A 17,880-nucleotide genomic window follows, 5' to 3' on the forward strand; every position below is an offset into this window, starting at 1 on the left:
ATTTGATTATTATCGTTTTAGGCCTCCCCGGCTCGGGAAAGAGCTATTTTGCCGAAAGGCTCGCCAAAACGATACCTGCCGAATACATCAACAGTGATCGGTTACGGAAAGAACTGCTGCCCCAACGCACATATTCCGAAGCGGAAAAGGCAATAGTATATGAGGCCATGCTAGAGAAAATGGAAGAGGCCATCGCCCAGAAAAAAAATGTGGTATTGGATGCCACTTTCCATAAAAAGGAAACAAGGGATTTGTTTTTGCAAAAGGTGAGTGAGAAAGTTTTCTTCATCGAGGTACGGGCCGATGAAAAAATCATCAGAGAGCGGCTAAAACGAAACAGACCTTATAGCGAGGCCGATTTTGGGGTGTACGAAACGATTGAAAAACAATGGGAACCACTCACCAGGCCCCATCTGACGGTGCAATCCACCAATGATAATATCGATGATATGCTGCAAAAGGCAATGGAATACCTAAAAGATGACCCAAGGGCAGATAGATAAATTGATTTCCGAAAGGGAGTTTCCGGAAGCCACCGATCATTGCGAATTGGTCGAGACCCACATTTCATGGGTCATTCTGTGCGATGATTTCGTCTATAAGGTCAAAAAACCGATTAAATATTCCTTTTTGGATTTTTCAACGGTTGAACGGCGGAAACATTTTTGCGAAAGGGAGCTTCAACTGAACCAACGATTCGCCAAAGACATCTACCTCGGGGTACTGCCGGTTTACCAAGTGAACGGCCATTTTAAGATTGGGGGCGATTTTGGGGCGCCCATCGATTACACACTGAAGATGCGAAAGCTTGACCCCAAAATGCGAATGGACAAACTGCTGAAGCAAGGCAGGGTAAGCGAAGAACACATAAAAAACCTCGCCGAATGGATAGAGAATTTCCACAAAAAGGCTGCTGTGATCCGCGAAAAGGATGTGCTAGATATAAAGGAAAAATTCAATGATCTTGTGGCAGAAAAGCAGTTTATTTCAGAACAGCTAGGTTTTGACAGTGCCAAGACTATCGACCGTGCGGTAATCGTGTCTGATGGTTTTTTTGACAAACATGAAAAGTTGTTGAAAGACAGATTGCGCTCAGGATTTTTTAGGGATTGCCACGGTGACCTGCACTCGCGCAACATTTTTCTGTTGCCGGGGCCCCAACCATTCGATTGTTTGGAGTTCAATGATGACTATCGGCAAATAGATGTGTTGAACGAAGTGGCCTTTCTCTGTATGGATCTCGATGCACATGACAAAAACGAACTCTCAGAATTGTGTATCGGGCATTATAATCTTCACTTTCCGGCAATGCGGAACGATGAGGAACGGCAACTTTTTACGTACTATAAATGCTATCGGGCCAATGTGCGTGCCAAGGTCAATAGTTTAAGGGCTAAGAGTGCATATAACAATGCCGACCAAAAAAAGACACTTTTAGAGGTTCAAAAATATCTCGATTTGATGGAAGATTATCTGAAATCATTTTCGCAGTAAAGAAATGTCATGAAAAACAACGAAATCATACAATGGTTGCTCAAAGGCGATGTCTCCATTCAGTACCAAATCCATCATGACTTGTTGCTCACGGAACGCAACGATTTACAAAATAAGATTGTGAAAGAAGGTTGGGGCGCCAAATACCTATCGAAACGAAACCCGAACGGGCATTGGGGCAGGGAGTTTTATTATCCCAAATGGACATCGACCCACTACACACTTTTGGATCTCCGAAACCTTTGCATTGCGCCGAATAATTCTTTGATCAAAACATCCATTACCATGATACTTCAGACCTGCAAAACGCAAGATGGCGGTATTCTCCTCTTAAAGGCGAAGAAGAGTGATGTATGCGTTAATGGCATGGTGCTGAACTATGCGGCTTATTTCAGGGCAAACGAAGATGACCTAAAATCGATTGTCGATGCGCTGTTGCGAGAACATATGCCCGATGGGGGCTTCAATTGCCGGTCGAACCGCTCGGGGGCAGTACATAGTTCTTTGCACAGTACGCTCTCCGTCTTAGAGGGTTTGACCGAATATGTAAAAAATGGATATTCTTATCGCGCAGGGGAAGTAAAAGATGTCATCGATGCCTCTAAAGAATTCGTGCTGATGCACCGATTGTTTCTTTCCGATAGAACGGGAAATATCATTGACAAAAGATTCCTCAAGCTTTCGTACCCCCGAAGGTGGCGGTATGATATTTTAAGCGCGCTCGACTATTTTCAATATGCCGGTTCTGAATGGGACGAACGTATGCAGCCCGCCATCGATGAACTATTAAATAAAAGAAATAAAGACGGCACTTGGAACGTACAAGCCAAGCATCCCGGCCAAACACATTTTGATATGGAAAAAGCGGGCAGGCCCAGTCGTTGGAATACGCTAAGGGCGTTTCGGGTTTTGCGCCATTTTAAGATTGAAACGAAAGAGACTATCTCAAAAATCTGTTCTGCATAAATTAAAGATTTAAAACTATCTGCGAAAATCGAAGTGGCAACTGACTTGAATCATTGTGATAGGAAGGCCTGCCAGCTAATTTCGCAGCTTTAATCCTTATATCATTATGTCATGAAAAAGTTTAGAACACTTGTTTTAATAGGCTTGGGATTAATTATTGGTAAAGCATCAATGGCCCAAGACAAATGGTCGGCAGAACTGCGGCCCAACATAAATTTTGCCACACAAGATATCGGCAATGCCGACCTAAAAACGGGCTTTGGCTTCGAGGCTGCCGTCGGGTATCGTTTCATGCCCCATTTGGGGGCTTACGTCGGTTGGGGCTGGAACAAATTCGCATCCGATACGCCCTCTTTCCCCGGAACGGGAAATACCGATTTTGAAATGACCGGTTATACCTTCGGGCTCCAGTTCATCCATCCGATAAACAATTCTTCCTTGTCCTATCTGATAAGAGCTGGGGGAATCTACAATCATATCGAAGTAGAGAACGATGCGGGAGACATCACTGCAGATTCCGATCATGGTCTCGGCTGGGAAATAGGTGCAGGCCTTCAAGTGGATTTGGGCAGCAACTGGAACCTACGCCCACAAATTGGCTATCGTGCCCTTTCAAGGGATATTGAAATCGGGAATACCACGACCGATGTGGATTTGAACTATATCAGTTTTGGCGTCGGAATCGCTAAAATATTTTAAAATACGATAAGATGAACCATATTGTATATCTAGATCACAAAGCCAACGAACTCGAAAATCTGAAATCAGGCGAAAAAACCATGATTATTCGCGGTGCAATGGGAAGACGAACGCCCTACGGAGAAGTTTCCGTGGGCGATATTCTTTACTTTATTGAAAACAAGGGCGACGGACTGATAAAAGGTGCAGCAGAGGTCAAGGAGGTCTTTAATTCTGGAAAGCTGACAAAAGAGGAATCGGCCGAACTCATCGAAAAACATCAGGATAAATTGATGCTCGATACAGGGCTTTTGAAACGGTTCTCGGGCAAACGGTATATCGAGTTGTTTACCATCACAAATTTTGAAGTATTGGAACCCTTTGCCTTTGACCGCTCAAAATACCCTAAAATGGATGATTGGTTGCTTGTGGAGGATATGGAAACGATAAAGGCGCAAAAAACATGAAAATCGTAGTTGTCATTATACTGGTTATCCACGGCCTTATCCATTTTATGTGCTTTGTGAAAGCTTTTGATTTTGCGAATATGGGACAGTTTACCAAAGAAATCTCAAAACCTATGGGATTGCTTTGGTTGTTGACTGGCTTGCTTGCTTTTTATTTTATCCGCCCTTCTTAATTTGATGAAAGAGGATACTTGGTCGATACTTGCCTTTATTGCGGTAGTGGTATCGCAAATCTTGATTTTTATGAGTTGTAAGGATACCATTGGCACCATTGCCAATGTCATAATACCGGTAGGCATTATCGGTTTAGCATCCGACGGATTTGAAAACACCTATAAAAAGGATGTCTTATCGCTAATGGAGAAGTCTTATACCGATACAGAACTTTTATCCAAGAAAAACTTGAAACACTTAACGCAGCCTGTGTAAAGGTATTTGGGCTAAGTTGGGGTGGTAAGGGTGCATTGGGTAGCTTATCCCATAGTGATTTGGTTGATCGGTTTCGGCTGATACTTAATGGCAGGCATACAAAAATGACAACAATGCGAATATAAATTTTAAGTCCATGGATAAAATTCTACGAACGGTAGCATTGGTATTGTTATTCTTTTTAGGAATAACTGGACTTTGGGGAGGCTATGAACTCATGAACGACCCTAGTGGAGAATCCCTTAAAATGCCTATGGAACTCTTGGAGAATACACCCTTCGATGACTATTTAATACCTGGCATACTTTTGTTTTTTGGTAATGGGGCACTTAGTCTTTTAATAGCAGTACTAACGATTAAAAAAGTCAGGTACCATCCTTATTTAATTGTATTTCAAGGTACAATTCTATTGGTCTGGTTGACCACGGAACTAATCATCAATATAGATTTCTTTTTCCCACAGACCCATATTACATATTACTTGGTTTCCATCTTGTTGATCGTTGTTGGTCTCCGATTGCATAGGTCAGAAAACAAACCGGAACGGACAGATAATTAGATATGAACCCGAAAAAAACAATTATTTGGCTGGGAATACTGATTGTGGTACTCTCGTTGATTGCTACAATCGGTCCGCTTTTAATTATGGATAAAGGGGAGTTTTACGGCTTTATGACACTTCGGGGCGAGGAAGTACTGATTTTTGGCGAAGGCCTTTATAAATTTGATTCTGTTTTCGCCGCAAGCGGCTTTAAGGGACAGGATTTTGTAACCCTATTTTTGGGGATTCCTCTTTTATCGATTGCATTATTCTATTACAAGAAAGGATCTTTAAAAGCTGGTCTGTTGTTGTTGGGAGTCATTTCATTTTTTCTTTATGTATATGCTTCTATGAGCTTAGGAGCCGCGTATAACGGACTTTTTATGGTCTATGTGCTCCTTTTTTCGGCCAGTTTATTTTTTTTAATTGTGCTGTTTGTCAATACAGGTTTGGAAATCTTACCAGCCGAAATCCTAAAAGCCCTTCCCCGAACTTTTCCGGCCTATTATTTATTTCTATGTGGTGTGGTTACCCTTGTCGTTTGGTCGGTACCGCTTGTTTCATCGGCAATGCAGGGTGCTCCGCCAGACTTGTTGGACCACTATACGACCATGGTTACGGATGCTTTGGATTTGGCCATCATTACCCCTTCTACCTTTTTGGCGGGTTGGCTTATTCTGAAGCGTAATCCACTGGGGTATCAAATGGCATTTTCGTTGATCGGCATCATTGTTTTTCTGTTGCCCATAATCGCTTTGAGCACCTACATCCAATTTGTTAATGGTATTTCATATTCAACGGGCGAAGTGATAGGCCCTATTTCTGGATTTTTAGTATTGGGTCTTCTTGGAATCGGCGTTTTATGGTCCATTTTAAGGAAACTACCGAAAGAAATTTTTAGTTGATATGTGTAGCGAAAATGAAAAATCGTTCAATTTTCTGGTCAGACCAAGGCTCGGTATCTTGACCATACCGATACTATTTTTTGTATTTATCACAATTATTTCTTGCAGCTCTTCGTCCAAAGGGGTAAAGAAAAAAGGACCGCTAAAAGAGTTTATTAACTATTTGGATAAACGTATTCCCAATTTGATGGATATATACGATATCCCGGGGGCAAAAATTGCCCTTGTTCAAAAGGGAGAAACGGTCTGGACAAAAGCATACGGGTATGCGGACCTTAAAAATGGTCGAAAAATGACCACGGATACCTATTGCCGTGTGGAGTCCATCTCAAAATCGGTTACCGCTTGGGGTGTGATGAAGTTGGTTGAACAGGGAAAAATTGAACTGGATAGACCTGTAGGCCACTATTTCAAAAGCTGGGATTTCCCAGAATCCAGTTTTCCAACCGAAAACATAACTGTAAAGCAACTGCTGAGCCAAACTTCGGGTATGCCTTTGGGTACGATTGGTGTGCGATACAATCCTTTTGAGGCTAAGCCCACTTTAAAAGAGATTTTGTCCAAAGATGCCATTCTGCAAAAGGAACCGGGCAAGATGTTTTCGTATTCCAATACGGGTTTTAATTTGTTGGAATTGCTGATTGAAGAGGTTACAGGGCGCAATTTTGCCGACTATATGCAAGAAGAGGTCTTGACCCCGCTTGGTATGCACCGTTCCAGTTTTAATTGGAGCGAAACATTGGAACCCCCGGTCCCTTTTGGATATGATGTAAAGGGTGACCCGATTCCCGTGTACGTGTATCCCGATAAAGCGGCGGGCGGACTTTTTTCTACCGTAGGCGACATTGCCACTTTCGTTTGCGCTAGTATGACCGATTTTTCGATTACGGGACTTGAGGTACTCAACACACAAAATATTCAGAAACTCTATACTCCTGAAGTGGAGCTTTCCGGTTATTATGGACTTGTTTTCGATGCCTACGGATTGGGACATTTTATAGAACTGTTGCCCAACAGAAAAAAGGCGGTTGCTCATGGGGGTCAGGGCTCGGGTTGGATGACGCATTTTCATTCCGTTCCCGAAACGGGCGATGGTATCGTTATTTTGACCAATAGCCAGCGTAGTTGGCCCTTTTTTGCCCATATCTTAAACGATTGGGCGGAATGGAACAACTTTCCATCGGTTGGTATGGGAGTCATTGTTTTGGGTACAAAATTGTTATGGGTTTTCATCGGATTTCTTTTCCTCATAGCGCTTTGGAAAGGATATCGATTAGGAAGGGAAATCACTTATGGTCAGCGCAATTTTGAGTCCTTTTCCTCAAATAGCCGTGGTGTTCGATTGGTGCAAATGGGGTTGTCCCTTGTTTTGCTTTTGACATTGATCTGGAGCCTGAACCAAGACTATTTCTTTCTGAACTCGGTGTTTCCGATAGCTTCCCCATGGTTGGGAATTTCTATTTTCTTGATGGCATTGGTTTTGGTATTCTCGGCTTTGTTTCCTAAAACTAGAACGAAACCTGAACTTAAGAAAAGTAAAAGTATTTCGATGTGAAAATAAAAATGGACATCCTTATAAAAAGCTTCCCGATAGTTTGGGGGCTGTTCCTTTGTTTTTATATGAAGGCCCAAGATTCGATTCCCAAACCAAAAGCGGATACTACATCGTCATCTTATAAAACAAAATACACTCCGTTGCCATTCGTGGCCTATTCGCCAGATACCCGTTTGATGTTCGGCGGTTTTGTGCTCAAACAGTTTAAACCAATGGGTGCGGGAGAGGAAACCCGCCCCTCTAATATTCAATTGAACGCAACCTATACTTGGAACCAACAAATGGTTGTTTCCAGCTTGTATACTATTCTATTTCCGGAAGAACGTTGGATCTATAAAGGAGAACTGGTCTACAAAAAATTCCCAAAAAACTATTGGGGCATTGGGCCGAACACTTTGGAGACGGATGAACTGAAGGTCAACTTTCAGAATATAAAAGTAAAACAAAGCCTTCTTCGCAACTTCGGCGAAGATACCTACATAGGCCCTCAATTGCATTTCGGTTATATGTACGATGTAAATTTTGAAAATCAGGATGATGAACCGATTCCACCTCCAGAGGCAATCGGTTCAGAAGGAAGCACCAATGTGGGGTTGGGCCTTCTATTTAATTGGGACAAACGGGACAATGTTTTGACCCCCACCAAAAACCATTACGTGGAACTTTCGGCCCTTTTCTACCCGACTTTTTTAGGAAGTGAATTCGGTTTTCAAAGCTATAAGGTCGATGCCCGAAAATATGTTGGCCTCAGACCTTCTGGTAAGGAGGTTTTGGCCTTTCAATCGCTAATCGTGCTGACTACTGGTGATGTGCCTATCGAGGAGTTGGGATTCATCGGTGGGGAAATCATCAATCGTGGGTATTTCGAAGGTCGTTTTCGTGATAAGCACAGCGTTCAGGCACAGATGGAATATCGGCGGATCATAGCGGGCCGTTTCGGTGCTGCGGCCTTCGGTGCCTTGGGCAACGTGATGCCCAAATTGGGCGGTTTGACCCTCGACAACACCAAATGGACAGTAGGTGCGGGGCTGCGTTACAACGTAAACAAAAAAGACCCGACCTACATAAGAATAGATTACGGATTTGGAAAAGACACCTCTGGGCTTTATGTGACCTTTGGGGAGGCTTTTTAAAGAAAAAAAATCAAAACCATGAGAATTGTATTGCTGCTAATTTTATTGTTCCACGGCCTTATCCATTTTATGGGCTTTGCCAAAGCCTTCCATTTTGGGAATTTGGCACAATTTACTAAGGATATTCCAAAGCCCATGGGCTTACTTTGGCTGCTTACCGGTCTGCTTTTTATCGTATCGGGTATCCTGTATATGATGAAAAAAGACGCTTGGCCGATACTTGCCATTATTGCGGTGGTTTTATCACAGATTTTGATTTTTATGGTCTGGACTGATGCCAAATTCGGTACCATTGCCAATGTTATTGTCCTGATAATGGCAATCATGGGTTATGGAACGCAAACTTTTGAAAATAGCTATAAAAAGGATGTGGCCGCTGCGATGCAAAAGATGGTCGCTACCGATGAAGTCATTACCGAGAGTGACCTTGCAACAATTCCCGAACCAGTCCGAAATTACTTGAACTATGTAGGGGTGGTAGGCAAGCCAAAACTGCAAAATGTCAAAATAGTTTTTGAGGGCGAAATGCGCGATAGGGGCAAGGCCTGGTTCAAATTCACTTCCGAACAATACAATTTTTTTGACGACCCCACCCGTCTTTTCTTTATGAAGGCCAAAGTGTTGGGGCTACCCACAACGGGATACCATCGCTACACAAAAGATGGTGCCGGTATGATGATAAAGTTGCTGTCGTTGTTCCCTGTTGCCAAAGTCGATGGCCCGGCAATGTTCCCCACCGAAACGGTCACCTTTTTCAATGACCTGTGCCTATTCGCCCCTGTAGCGCTCATTGACGACCGCATACAATGGGAAACTATGGATAAACAAACTGTCAAGACCATGTTTACCGTAAACGGGACGACCATTTCGGCCATGCTATATTTTAATGAAAAGGGACAGTTGGTCAATTTTGTTTCCGATGACCGCATATCAGTAGATGAAATGAAAACCTATCCGTTTTCGACCCCCACCGGCAACTATCAAAATATAAACGGCTACAATCTTCCGACATACGGGGAGGCCGTTTGGCATTATCCGGATGGGGAGTTTGTATATGGGAAATTCAATTTGAAATCCATTGAGTATAACGTATCACAATTGCAGGAAAAATGACTCCCTGACCGGTGCCGTATTGCTTTCTTTGAAGTAAAGCCTTTTAGTGCGCTACTGATCGTGGTCATTGCTCGAACCGCTGAATTGGGGTATCTTGCCAATATTCAAAAACCAAAAACCCTATTATGTCCATTGCGGAACGATATGAATCTACCGAACACCAAAGCAATATCGCACACTTTGCCGCTATCGTAAAGTTGGCGAACGTGGACGGTTACATGAACGAAGAAGAAAAAACTGTTTTAAGGCGATTGGCCTTTAGGCTCGATGTTACTGAAGATGAGGTCAAGACAATACTTAAGGATCCTGACAAATATCCGTTGATTCCTCCCTACAGCTTGGAAGAGCGGATCGAAAGGTTCCGTGATTTTTGTGGCATGATCAACGCCGACCATGAAGTGGACGCTGAAGAGCGAAAATTGATCTACAAGTATGCCATAGGTCTCGGTTTTACCGATGAAAGGGCAAACAGGGAAGTTGAAAAATGTATCGGCGAATTTGGAAGAGCGTAAGCAGTTGATTCTATGGATCGAAGAAATGGCTTTGAAAGATAACCAGGTATTAAAAAAATGCAAAAATACACCCTTAATCTGGCCAACATTTTTTATCTCATTATCACTTTGACGGTATTGGTTTGGATTCTTATTGTCGGAAAGGTCATCATCGCCCCGTTGGTGTTCGCTTTTTTTTTGCCTTGATGTTAAAACCTATCGTTGCCTTTTTTGAAAAAAAGGTACGTAGTCGGATTTTGTCCATTTTTATTGCCTATGTAGTGGCCGTGATTCCCCTGTTCGGGGTGCTTTTTTTCTTTTTCAATCAATCGCGAATTCTTTTTAAAGACCTTCCTTCGGTACGTGGGCGGCTGAACGAGATCTTGGTCTCAATATTCGATTGGGCCGATAAAAAGTTCGATCTTGAGGCCGAATCGACCTCCCAATGGATTTCCGAAAACATCATTGCCGCCTCTGATGTGCCAATAAAGGTCATTCAGGAAAGCCTGCAATCCACAGGTTATGTTTTGGCGAATATCGGCTTGGTCATCGTCATCACCTATTTTATGTTGTTGTACCGCACGGCATTCAAGAATTTCTTTCTTGTTCAGTTAAAACCGAAGAATCGAAAAAGGGTCATACAGACGTTGGATGAAATTCAAAAGTTGGCCAAACGCTATTTGATCGGACAGGGCCTTGTAATCATTATTTTGGGACTTCTGATCGGCACGGGGTTGTGGTTGATCGGTGTTCCGTACCCTTACTTTTGGGGTTTTCTGGCCGGTTTTTTGGAAATTATTCCCTATGTGGGCACCTCCATCGGGGCAATTCTGCCCTTTTTCTATATGCTGATGGTGGCCGATAATCTATGGCAGCCCCTAGGGGTAGTGGTGCTCTACATTGCCGTTCAGCAGATCGAGGGAAACATCATTTCGCCCAACGTTATGGGCCCAAGCATCAAGATCAATCCGATGTTCATTATTCTTGGGCTGTTTGTCGGGGGAATAACATGGGGCATTGCAGGAATGATCTTGGCCCTGCCCGTTTTGGCCATTTCAAAGGAGATTTTCAGGAGCTTTGAACTCACTGAACCGCTGAGCTATCTATTGGAAGATGGCCTAACTCGAAAAAAGGACATTTTTCTTGACCGATTCGACGATGACAGGCACCGACTTTTCAGCATATTTTTTGAAGAGCGCAAAGACTGAACCTTTTTGATTCTGACCCATCTGAATATAGGGCGGATCAAATCAACAATGTACCGTTTATCAATAGAAAAAAATGATGGAGAGTGAAAGATAAGTTAACCCAGACCGAACTTAATCGAATAGTGCACAGAGCTGCCAGAAAAAGGAACATTTACGGAGCGGTATTCTATGTTTCGACCGAGAATAAAGGGATTGATATTATAAGTGCTTCGAGGAATTTTGAGACAACTGGCAATTACTATATCGCAAGCATCAACAAACTTTTTGTCAGCGCAATCATTTTGAGCTTGTATTTCAATAAAAAATTGGATTTAAAGGATAAGATTTTAAGGTATTTACCCGATAAGTTCATTCATCGACTTCACTATTTAAACGGCCATGATCATTCGAAAGAACTTACGGTATTACATCTGATATCGCATACTTCAGGACTGCCCTGTTATTTGGCGGATAAACAGCCGGATGGAATAAGGGCGATAAAAAATCTCGAAGCCGGAATAGATCAACGATGGGATACCAAAAAGGTTATTGAAGTGGTGAAAACCATGAAACCTCATTTCCCTCCCGGGAAAAAAGGAAAAGCAAAATATGCTGACACCAACCATCAAATTCTGGGTCAAATAATTGAAAATATTACCGGTGAACCAATAAGAAGTGTATTGACCCAACATTTTAAAAAACTTGATTTGACCAATACTTACGTTTGCGATAAATCGGTTGAGAGTGAATATGTGCCCATCAGATATGAATCAAGAATTTTGGATATTCCAGCTTTTCTAAGCTCAACAGGAACTGATATTATTTCGAATGCCGAAGATCAAATGATATTTTTAAAGGCTTTTTTTAATGGACATTTTTTTCCGAAGAACAGAATTGGGGAATTAAAAAAATGGAACAACATATTTTTTCCTTTTAAATATGGAATTGGGCTACAGAAGTTCTACATGCCAAGGATATTCAATCCTTTTCATCCATTGCCTGAAATAATAGGACATTGCGGTTCAACCGGATCAATAGCGTTTCATATACCTGAATTGAAAGCATACGTAACAGGAACCGTTAACCAACAGGCAGCGCCACAAGTGGCTTTTCGAACACTGATCAAAATCGTCAACAAATTGCGATAAGCACCGACTTTTCAGCTTGTTTTTGAAAAACGAAACGAACGTTCCTAAAATTTTTTCAGCCAATCGATCGCCTCTGAACGTTCATCGGTCTCAAAACCCTTGACTTTGAGCTTCGGTATTATGGCCCCGACACTTTCCGAAACATTTTCGATCCAATCCTTATCGCTGATAACGGCCATGGCCTTGATGGTGCCCAGATAGCGAAACCCCATTTTAAGGTCTTCCCACATGGCCTTTGCCGTGGGCCATTTGAATTCCTCGATATCGACGAGCAACTTTATTTTTCCATATTTTTCCTTGTGTTGCTCCATTAACGGATTTAGGCGGTCATAATCTGCTCCGGTCACTTTTCCTGATACTGCCACTCCCAAAATATCCTCAGGGAGTTCTCTCTTTATTGTAAACATGATTTGTGCTTTTTAAGGTTACTTTAAATATTTTCTCTAATCTCTAATCTCTAATCTCTATTCTCTTTTTCCTTTTCCTTTTCCAACTTCTTGAAATACCTCCGGGTCAAAAAATTGTGTTTTAGGGCTTCCATGTTCTGGTTGAAACGTTCAACGCCTTGATCGATATTTTTCATGGTATTTTCCAATTGATCGACCAGCACGGTGTCTTGGGTCAGGTAGCGCAGGGCTCCCTTTCCCTCATCAATATCGGCCACAAGGGCGTCGAGATTCTTTACTATCTTTTTGAGGTCTGTACTTGAAGTTTCCAGGTTGGTGATGATGTTCTGCACTTGTTGGGCCGAAAGGCTATCGGTCAGCAATACCCCTGCAACGCTTTCCTCAAAATCGATGCTTTTCATGATCTTGTTCAATTCAGAAAGAGCCGAATTGGCCTGACCGCTGGTATGCTTTAGGTTGTTGTTGGTATGTTGTAGGTCGTTGGCCATTGCAGTATCGTTCAACAGACGGCCCAAGGTGCCCTTGCCCTGTGTCAATGATTGTGAGACTTTCAACAGTTCGGCGGTCAAAAGGGCCGCATTTTCATTGGTGGTGTTCAGGGTGCTGAGCATGTCTTGTGTAGCAATTTTGCTGTATGATTGCAATTGGTCGCCCGGTTCCACCAAAAGGGTATCCCCGGTGTTGGGCACGATGTTCACCAGCATGCTGCCCACCAAGCCATCAGAACCTATCATGGCCACGGCATCTTTTTTAATGTGATCGCGCATTTTATCATCAATGACCATATGTACCTTGATGGTGGTATCGTTCAGCATTTCTATTCGGTTCACCGTACCCACGTTGATGCCGGAAAAACGCACGTTATTGCCGTTTTGCAGTCCGTTCGCGTTTTTAAAGACCGCGCTCAGTTGAAAGGTATCGCCAAACATATTCTGTCGATTGCCAATCAAATAGGCGGCAATCACCAACAATATGGTGCCGAGAATTACGAAAATGCCGAGTCTTATGTTTTGTGCCGTTGTTTTTCCCATAGTCTTACTTTTTAAAAAATGCTTCCACTTTCGGATCTGTGGATGCTGATAGTTCGGCAAAAGTGCCTTCGGCATAATTGATGCCATCGACCAGCAGTACCATCCGTTCCGATATCACCCGTGCACAATCCACATCGTGCGTAATGATAAGCGATGAGGTGTTGTATTTCTTTTGGATGCTTCGCATGAGTTCAATGATTTCCTTGGCAGTAATGGGATCTAACCCGCTGGTGGGCTCGTCGTATAGAATCACTTTGGGCTTTAGTATGAGCGTACGGGCCAGTGCCACCCGCCGTTTCATGCCGCCCGAAAGTTCTTCGGGCATAAGATTCATCGTATGGGCCAGACCCACATTTTCGAGAGCTTCCAAGACCAAAGGTTCGGTATCGGTGACATCGCCCAGTTTTTCTTTGTGCCGGCGCATGGGGAATTCCAAATTTTCGCGTACGGTCATGGAGTCGTACAGGGCACTGCCCTGAAATAGAAACCCGATGTCGGCCCTGAGGGCATCCAACTGTGTTTGGTCCAAAGTGTTCACCTCCTTTCCCATTACTTCTATGTAGCCGCTATCCGGTTGCATCAATCCCACCAGACATTTTATCATGACCGATTTACCGGAACCCGATTTTCCCATGACCACTAGATTCTCACCCTCTTGTAGTTTAAGGTTGAAACCGTTGAGTACGTGGTTATCGCCGAAACTTTTCTGAAGATTCTTGATGTGGATGACCACTTTTCTTGCCTCAAATGTTTCATTGGTTTCACTGAAAGGAACATTTTGGGTTTCCGCTATGTCACCGTTTTCGTTCATGCTATAGTTCATAAAAAATATCAGACACGAATACGGCGATGAAATCGACCACGAACAACAACAATGAGGCCGTCACCACCGCTGTGTTGGCGGCGATGCCCACCCCCGCGGTGCCCTTTTTGCTGTAATATCCTTTGTAGCAACCCACTAGGCCAATGACAAAACCAAAAAAGAACGATTTTACGGTAGCAGGTACCAGATCGCCGAAGCCCAAGGCATCGAAAACCGTGTTGAAATACAGCTGAAACGATACATCACCTTTCAGGTTTTCGACCAAGGCTGAACCGTAAAGTGCAATCACATCACCAAAGACCACCAAAAGGGGCAACATCAGTGTGGTGGCCATAATGCGTGTCACGACCAAATATTTAAAGGGGTTGGTGCCGGAAACCTCCATGGCATCGATTTGTTCCGTTACCCGCATAGAGCCCAGTTCCGCCCCAATGCCCGAAGCGATTCGCCCCGCACATATCAATGCGGTGATCACCGGGCCTATCTCTCGCACGATTGAGATGCCGACCATGTTGGGCATCCATGAAACAGCTCCAAACTCGATGAGCGTGGGCCGCGATTGCAGGGTGAGCACCAGCCCGATGATGAAACCCGTGACCCCTACCAATACCAATGAGCGGTTGCCCACATGATAGCATTGCCGAAGCAGTTCTTTGAACTCGAACGGGGGCTTAAAGGCCTCCTTAAAGAAACGGGCGGCAAAATAAGAGAGCTCCCCCGTCTCTACAAAAAAGTTTTTTATGCCTGTGAGTAGGGAACTGGCCCTGCTGTTGACCGTTTTTTGCCATGTAGCCATAACTTCAAAGATACTTGTTGCAATAGGGTTTGGAAATGACCGAAATCATGCTGACCGACTGATCCATCTCATTTCAAGACATTTTATGGGGGTCTAGTTTTGATTGAAAAAAATAGAGATGATGCGATTACAGAGGATGGTGCTTACAATGGCACTCTTTTCCATACTGGGATCTTGTAAAGTGAAGAATCAGGCGGTGATCGGGGAGACCATTTTTGCCCGCATTGAACCTGAACAAGGCCTTGATGTCGAGGCATCGGCAGATACTGTGAAAATTGGTCCAACATATATTGTTTTGGATAAGGATGTCACGATAGGCCATTATTTTGACCATCTAGATTCGTTGGTGACAAGATATGATTCATTGGTGCCCTATCCCTTGTCCGAACACTTACTGGTACATGCCAATCCATGGGTGATGGACACTCTGGCAAACACAGACTACTATCGTTTGATGGCCAAAGATAGCTTTGTGTACGACCAGCGAACATTACGTGTATTGCAAGAAGGTGATTCACTTTTGCTTCCCGACCCACTTGCGGGAGAACAGATTCATAGTGCCCTAAATCAATTGGTGATAGACATCAACATTCCTGAATATAAGCTGCGGCTTTTTCAGGATAGTGTGTTGTTATATACCTTTCCCATAAGGGTTGGGCAAAACAGAAAACGGTATCTGAAAATGGGTGATCGCATCACCGATTTGAGAACGATCACAGGTGAGGGCCATATCGTCAGACATGCAAAGAACCCTGATTTTTACAATCCCGTTACCTGCAAAAGATTCTACCTGACCAAGAGGGATGACGGCAAAACTACACTGATGCCACAGATACCTTGGATTGAGACCGAAATCAACGGGGTGCGCAACGGGCAGATGATACACCCAACGACAAACCCTGAAACCTTGGGCAAGGCCTATTCCAACGGCTGTATAGGTACTCGCGAAGCAGATGCTTGGATTATTTATTACCATGCCCCCATTGGAACATCTGTACGAATACGGTATGATTTGAAAGTAAAAGACTCACTAGGAAACGAAAAGATATTGAAAGATATCTATTGAAAGACATAAGAACTAAGATTGTAATGTAAACCCTGAAGAATGAACCTCATAAAAAATGTTGAATGATGAACAAACGTAATTTTTTAAAGCAAACAGTAGTAGTGTCGGCTGGGGCTTCAATAATACCTTCGATGCTATTATCGGCCTGTAAATCAGAACCAAAAAAAGAAAGAGACATGGATACAACAGAAATTTCAGCAACGACTTTTGAATTGCCTAAAATACCTTACGGGTATGATGCGTTTCCAGATACCATTGATGCCAGAACCATGGAAATACACCATACCAAACACCACCAAGGCTACACGGACAAATTGAATGCGGCTCTTAAAGAGGAAAATATTTCGGGAAAGATCATCGGGGAAATATTGGGGATGGACGAGCTACCGACATCCATAAGAAACAATGGCGGGGGATATTACAACCACTCCCTATTTTGGGATATTTTGACACCTGGGGGCTCGATGAGCAATGCTTTTAAAGCAAAGATTAATGAAGATTTTGGTTCAGAGGAAGCTTTTATGAACGAATTGTCCGATGCTGCCTTAAATCGTTTTGGCTCGGGCTGGGCATGGGTCATTCAAGACGAAAATAGAAAACTACATATTTTTTCAACACCCAATCAGGATAATCCATTGATGAAAGTCTCGGAAATGCAGGGTACCCCAATTTTGGGTATCGATGTTTGGGAGCATGCCTATTATCTTAAATATCAAAACAAAAGAGGGGAGTACATTAAGAATATTTTGAAAATTATCAATTGGGAAAAAGTGGAGGGGAAGATGATTTAGCTTTTTGTTTCCATTAATAACCTGGACAGGGCGGCCAAAGTATACCACCCACAGCGGATGAAAGTGAGCAGTGTAAACGAAGTGCTTAAAATCGATTCATTCGTGTGTTAAAATTAATGATTATTCCTTAGTTTTTTTCTCATCGATTCCCCTTTTATGTCGATCCTATGTGCAGTATGCACCAAGCGGTCGAGGATTGCATCGGCGATGGTCTTTTCCCCGATGATCTCGTGCCATGCCTCTACGGGTAGCTGGGACGCTATTATCGTCGAACGTTTTCCGTGCCTGTCCTCTATTATTTCCATAAAGGAGTGCCTGTTGATATTGTCCAAGGGCTTTAGGCCGAAGTCGTCGAGTATCAGCAGGTCCTGTTTTTCAAGTTTGTTGACCTGCTTTAGATACGAACCGTCGGCTTTCGAGGCCTTGAGCATGGTAAAGAGTTTTGCGGTGTTGAAGTACATGACCTTGCGCCCCGTCGAGCAGGCCTGGTGGCCTATGGCGGAGGCCATATAGCTTTTGCCCACTCCCGTGCTTCCCGTAATAAGGATGTTCTCCTTCTTATCGATAAATCCGCAGGACGCAAAACGTTGCACCTGGTTCTTGTCGATGTTCCTTTCGGGGGCGTAGTCGATGGCCTCCATAACGGCACTGTACCTGAACCTTGCGGCCCTGGTCAGGCGTTCTATCCTGCGGTTCTGCCTATCGTCCCATTCCGACTGCATAAGGTATGCCACCAGTTCATCGTTGGTGTAATCGATGCTCTGCGACGAGAGACTGGTGTTGAAGGCCCTTATCATTCCGTGGAGCCTTAATTGTTTCATCTGTTCCAATGTCTGTTCGTTCATATGATCTGTTTTTA

22 protein-coding genes are annotated in these 17,880 nt (G+C 43.4%); 17 read left to right on the top strand and 5 right to left on the bottom strand.

From position 1 onward, the window contains the following. The first annotated feature begins 2 nt into the window (after nucleotides 1-2). The 15 genes from VC82_RS03015 to VC82_RS03080 all read left to right on the top strand — a co-directional run bounded on the left by VC82_RS03015 (nucleotide 3) and on the right by VC82_RS03080 (nucleotide 12,107). Nucleotides 3-503, top strand: coding sequence for a P-loop nucleotide/nucleoside kinase family protein (locus VC82_RS03015; RefSeq protein WP_052699084.1), 501 nt, complete (start codon nucleotides 3-5; stop codon nucleotides 501-503). Then, nucleotides 481-1,494 carry a hypothetical protein gene (locus VC82_RS03020; protein WP_052698873.1) on the top strand — a complete coding sequence of 338 codons (1,014 nt, stop codon included), beginning with the start codon at nucleotides 481-483 and terminating at the stop codon, nucleotides 1,492-1,494. Before VC82_RS03015 ends, VC82_RS03020 begins: the two co-directional genes overlap by 23 nt. A 9-nt stretch (nucleotides 1,495-1,503) precedes the next feature. Continuing rightward, complete coding sequence (locus tag VC82_RS03025) at nucleotides 1,504-2,460, top strand: hypothetical protein (protein WP_045801062.1); 957 nt, start codon at nucleotides 1,504-1,506, stop codon at nucleotides 2,458-2,460. A gap of 111 nt (nucleotides 2,461-2,571) precedes the next feature. Next, nucleotides 2,572-3,159 (top strand): porin family protein, encoded by a 588-nt coding sequence (locus tag VC82_RS03030; RefSeq protein ID WP_045801063.1) that lies wholly within the window; start codon nucleotides 2,572-2,574, stop codon nucleotides 3,157-3,159. A gap of 11 nt (nucleotides 3,160-3,170) precedes the next feature. Then, on the top strand, nucleotides 3,171-3,605 hold the full coding sequence (locus VC82_RS03035; protein ID WP_045801064.1) for a hypothetical protein: 435 nt from the start codon (nucleotides 3,171-3,173) through the stop codon (nucleotides 3,603-3,605). Continuing rightward, nucleotides 3,602-3,778 (top strand): hypothetical protein, encoded by a 177-nt coding sequence (locus tag VC82_RS15510; protein ID WP_157517961.1) that lies wholly within the window; start codon nucleotides 3,602-3,604, stop codon nucleotides 3,776-3,778. The genes VC82_RS03035 and VC82_RS15510 overlap by 4 nt, the downstream gene beginning before the upstream one ends. 4 nt (nucleotides 3,779-3,782) lie before the next feature. Further along, nucleotides 3,783-4,034 carry a hypothetical protein gene (locus VC82_RS03040; protein ID WP_045801065.1) on the top strand — a complete coding sequence of 84 codons (252 nt, stop codon included), beginning with the start codon at nucleotides 3,783-3,785 and terminating at the stop codon, nucleotides 4,032-4,034. A 136-nt stretch (nucleotides 4,035-4,170) separates the two neighbouring features. Further along, the gene (locus VC82_RS15190; RefSeq protein ID WP_052698876.1) at nucleotides 4,171-4,593 is read left to right on the top strand and encodes a hypothetical protein; all 423 of its coding nucleotides are present in this window, start codon (nucleotides 4,171-4,173) and stop codon (nucleotides 4,591-4,593) included. Nucleotides 4,594-4,595: 2 nt separating this feature from the next. Further along, nucleotides 4,596-5,480 carry a hypothetical protein gene (locus VC82_RS03050; protein WP_045801066.1) on the top strand — a complete coding sequence of 295 codons (885 nt, stop codon included), beginning with the start codon at nucleotides 4,596-4,598 and terminating at the stop codon, nucleotides 5,478-5,480. 1 nt (nucleotide 5,481) lies between these two features. Next, nucleotides 5,482-7,035 carry a serine hydrolase domain-containing protein gene (locus tag VC82_RS03055; protein ID WP_052698878.1) on the top strand — a complete coding sequence of 518 codons (1,554 nt, stop codon included), beginning with the start codon at nucleotides 5,482-5,484 and terminating at the stop codon, nucleotides 7,033-7,035. 8 nt (nucleotides 7,036-7,043) lie between these two features. Beyond that, a complete protein-coding gene (locus VC82_RS03060; RefSeq protein WP_084598148.1) occupies nucleotides 7,044-8,168 on the top strand; it encodes a BamA/TamA family outer membrane protein in 1,125 nt (374 codons plus the stop codon). 18 nt (nucleotides 8,169-8,186) lie between these two features. Then, entirely contained in the window at nucleotides 8,187-9,281 is a 1,095-nt protein-coding gene (locus VC82_RS03065) for a DUF6544 family protein (protein WP_052698880.1), read from the top strand. Nucleotides 9,282-9,406: 125 nt separating this feature from the next. Next, nucleotides 9,407-9,793 (top strand): tellurite resistance TerB family protein, encoded by a 387-nt coding sequence (locus VC82_RS03070; protein ID WP_045801068.1) that lies wholly within the window; start codon nucleotides 9,407-9,409, stop codon nucleotides 9,791-9,793. Nucleotides 9,794-9,975: 182 nt separating this feature from the next. Next, nucleotides 9,976-10,980 carry an AI-2E family transporter gene (locus VC82_RS03075; protein ID WP_262491908.1) on the top strand — a complete coding sequence of 335 codons (1,005 nt, stop codon included), beginning with the start codon at nucleotides 9,976-9,978 and terminating at the stop codon, nucleotides 10,978-10,980. Nucleotides 10,981-11,063: 83 nt separating this feature from the next. Continuing rightward, nucleotides 11,064-12,107: a serine hydrolase domain-containing protein gene (locus tag VC82_RS03080; protein WP_045801070.1), complete on the top strand. Its 1,044-nt coding sequence runs from the start codon at nucleotides 11,064-11,066 to the stop codon at nucleotides 12,105-12,107. Between the two features lie 44 nt (nucleotides 12,108-12,151). On the opposite strand, the gene VC82_RS03085 is transcribed toward VC82_RS03080, so the two are convergent. The 4 genes from VC82_RS03085 to VC82_RS03100 are packed head-to-tail and all read right to left on the bottom strand — an operon-like array spanning nucleotide 12,152 to nucleotide 15,164. Further along, the gene (locus VC82_RS03085; protein ID WP_045801071.1) at nucleotides 12,152-12,514 is read right to left on the bottom strand and encodes a SpoIIAA family protein; all 363 of its coding nucleotides are present in this window, start codon (nucleotides 12,512-12,514) and stop codon (nucleotides 12,152-12,154) included. Nucleotides 12,515-12,564: 50 nt separating this feature from the next. After that, nucleotides 12,565-13,545 carry an MlaD family protein gene (locus VC82_RS03090; protein ID WP_045801072.1) on the bottom strand — a complete coding sequence of 327 codons (981 nt, stop codon included), beginning with the start codon at nucleotides 13,543-13,545 and terminating at the stop codon, nucleotides 12,565-12,567. A gap of 4 nt (nucleotides 13,546-13,549) precedes the next feature. Then, on the bottom strand, nucleotides 13,550-14,368 hold the full coding sequence (locus VC82_RS03095; protein WP_245615964.1) for an ABC transporter ATP-binding protein: 819 nt from the start codon (nucleotides 14,366-14,368) through the stop codon (nucleotides 13,550-13,552). After that, nucleotides 14,358-15,164 carry an MlaE family ABC transporter permease gene (locus VC82_RS03100; RefSeq protein ID WP_045801073.1) on the bottom strand — a complete coding sequence of 269 codons (807 nt, stop codon included), beginning with the start codon at nucleotides 15,162-15,164 and terminating at the stop codon, nucleotides 14,358-14,360. The genes VC82_RS03095 and VC82_RS03100 overlap by 11 nt, the downstream gene beginning before the upstream one ends. 118 nt (nucleotides 15,165-15,282) lie before the next feature. Between VC82_RS03100 and VC82_RS03105 the strand changes: the two genes are divergently transcribed. Continuing rightward, nucleotides 15,283-16,230 (top strand): L,D-transpeptidase, encoded by a 948-nt coding sequence (locus tag VC82_RS03105; protein ID WP_245615966.1) that lies wholly within the window; start codon nucleotides 15,283-15,285, stop codon nucleotides 16,228-16,230. Between the two features lie 176 nt (nucleotides 16,231-16,406). Beyond that, nucleotides 16,407-17,021, top strand: coding sequence for a superoxide dismutase (locus VC82_RS03110; protein ID WP_045803219.1), 615 nt, complete (start codon nucleotides 16,407-16,409; stop codon nucleotides 17,019-17,021). A gap of 113 nt (nucleotides 17,022-17,134) precedes the next feature. On the opposite strand, the gene istB is transcribed toward VC82_RS03110, so the two are convergent. Further along, a complete protein-coding gene (gene istB, locus VC82_RS03115; RefSeq protein WP_045803220.1) occupies nucleotides 17,135-17,866 on the bottom strand; it encodes an IS21-like element helper ATPase IstB in 732 nt (243 codons plus the stop codon). Between the last annotated feature and the right edge of the window lie 14 nt (nucleotides 17,867-17,880).

The sequence above is a fragment of the Flagellimonas lutaonensis genome (assembly GCF_000963865.1).
In the GTDB taxonomy this organism is placed as follows: domain Bacteria; phylum Bacteroidota; class Bacteroidia; order Flavobacteriales; family Flavobacteriaceae; genus Flagellimonas_A; species Flagellimonas_A lutaonensis.

What these genes read in the sequence shown, in the direction of transcription:
- VC82_RS03070 (WP_045801068.1), top strand. Translation starts at nt 9,407, where the DNA reads ATGTCCATTGCGGAACGATATGAATCTACCGAACACCAAAGCAATATC.
- VC82_RS03095 (WP_245615964.1), bottom strand. Translation starts at nt 14,368, where the DNA reads ATGAACTATAGCATGAACGAAAACGGTGACATAGCGGAAACCCAAAAT.
- VC82_RS03050 (WP_045801066.1), top strand. Translation starts at nt 4,596, where the DNA reads ATGAACCCGAAAAAAACAATTATTTGGCTGGGAATACTGATTGTGGTA.
- VC82_RS03035 (WP_045801064.1), top strand. Translation starts at nt 3,171, where the DNA reads ATGAACCATATTGTATATCTAGATCACAAAGCCAACGAACTCGAAAAT.
- VC82_RS03060 (WP_084598148.1), top strand. Translation starts at nt 7,044, where the DNA reads ATGGACATCCTTATAAAAAGCTTCCCGATAGTTTGGGGGCTGTTCCTT.
- VC82_RS03090 (WP_045801072.1), bottom strand. Translation starts at nt 13,545, where the DNA reads ATGGGAAAAACAACGGCACAAAACATAAGACTCGGCATTTTCGTAATT.
- VC82_RS03030 (WP_045801063.1), top strand. Translation starts at nt 2,572, where the DNA reads ATGAAAAAGTTTAGAACACTTGTTTTAATAGGCTTGGGATTAATTATT.
- VC82_RS03085 (WP_045801071.1), bottom strand. Translation starts at nt 12,514, where the DNA reads ATGTTTACAATAAAGAGAGAACTCCCTGAGGATATTTTGGGAGTGGCA.
- istB (WP_045803220.1), bottom strand. Translation starts at nt 17,866, where the DNA reads ATGAACGAACAGACATTGGAACAGATGAAACAATTAAGGCTCCACGGA.
- VC82_RS03055 (WP_052698878.1), top strand. Translation starts at nt 5,482, where the DNA reads ATGTGTAGCGAAAATGAAAAATCGTTCAATTTTCTGGTCAGACCAAGG.
- VC82_RS03105 (WP_245615966.1), top strand. Translation starts at nt 15,283, where the DNA reads ATGATGCGATTACAGAGGATGGTGCTTACAATGGCACTCTTTTCCATA.
- VC82_RS15510 (WP_157517961.1), top strand. Translation starts at nt 3,602, where the DNA reads ATGAAAATCGTAGTTGTCATTATACTGGTTATCCACGGCCTTATCCAT.
- VC82_RS03065 (WP_052698880.1), top strand. Translation starts at nt 8,187, where the DNA reads ATGAGAATTGTATTGCTGCTAATTTTATTGTTCCACGGCCTTATCCAT.
- VC82_RS03025 (WP_045801062.1), top strand. Translation starts at nt 1,504, where the DNA reads ATGAAAAACAACGAAATCATACAATGGTTGCTCAAAGGCGATGTCTCC.
- VC82_RS03110 (WP_045803219.1), top strand. Translation starts at nt 16,407, where the DNA reads ATGGATACAACAGAAATTTCAGCAACGACTTTTGAATTGCCTAAAATA.
- VC82_RS03100 (WP_045801073.1), bottom strand. Translation starts at nt 15,164, where the DNA reads ATGGCTACATGGCAAAAAACGGTCAACAGCAGGGCCAGTTCCCTACTC.
- VC82_RS03040 (WP_045801065.1), top strand. Translation starts at nt 3,783, where the DNA reads ATGAAAGAGGATACTTGGTCGATACTTGCCTTTATTGCGGTAGTGGTA.
- VC82_RS03020 (WP_052698873.1), top strand. Translation starts at nt 481, where the DNA reads ATGACCCAAGGGCAGATAGATAAATTGATTTCCGAAAGGGAGTTTCCG.
- VC82_RS15190 (WP_052698876.1), top strand. Translation starts at nt 4,171, where the DNA reads ATGGATAAAATTCTACGAACGGTAGCATTGGTATTGTTATTCTTTTTA.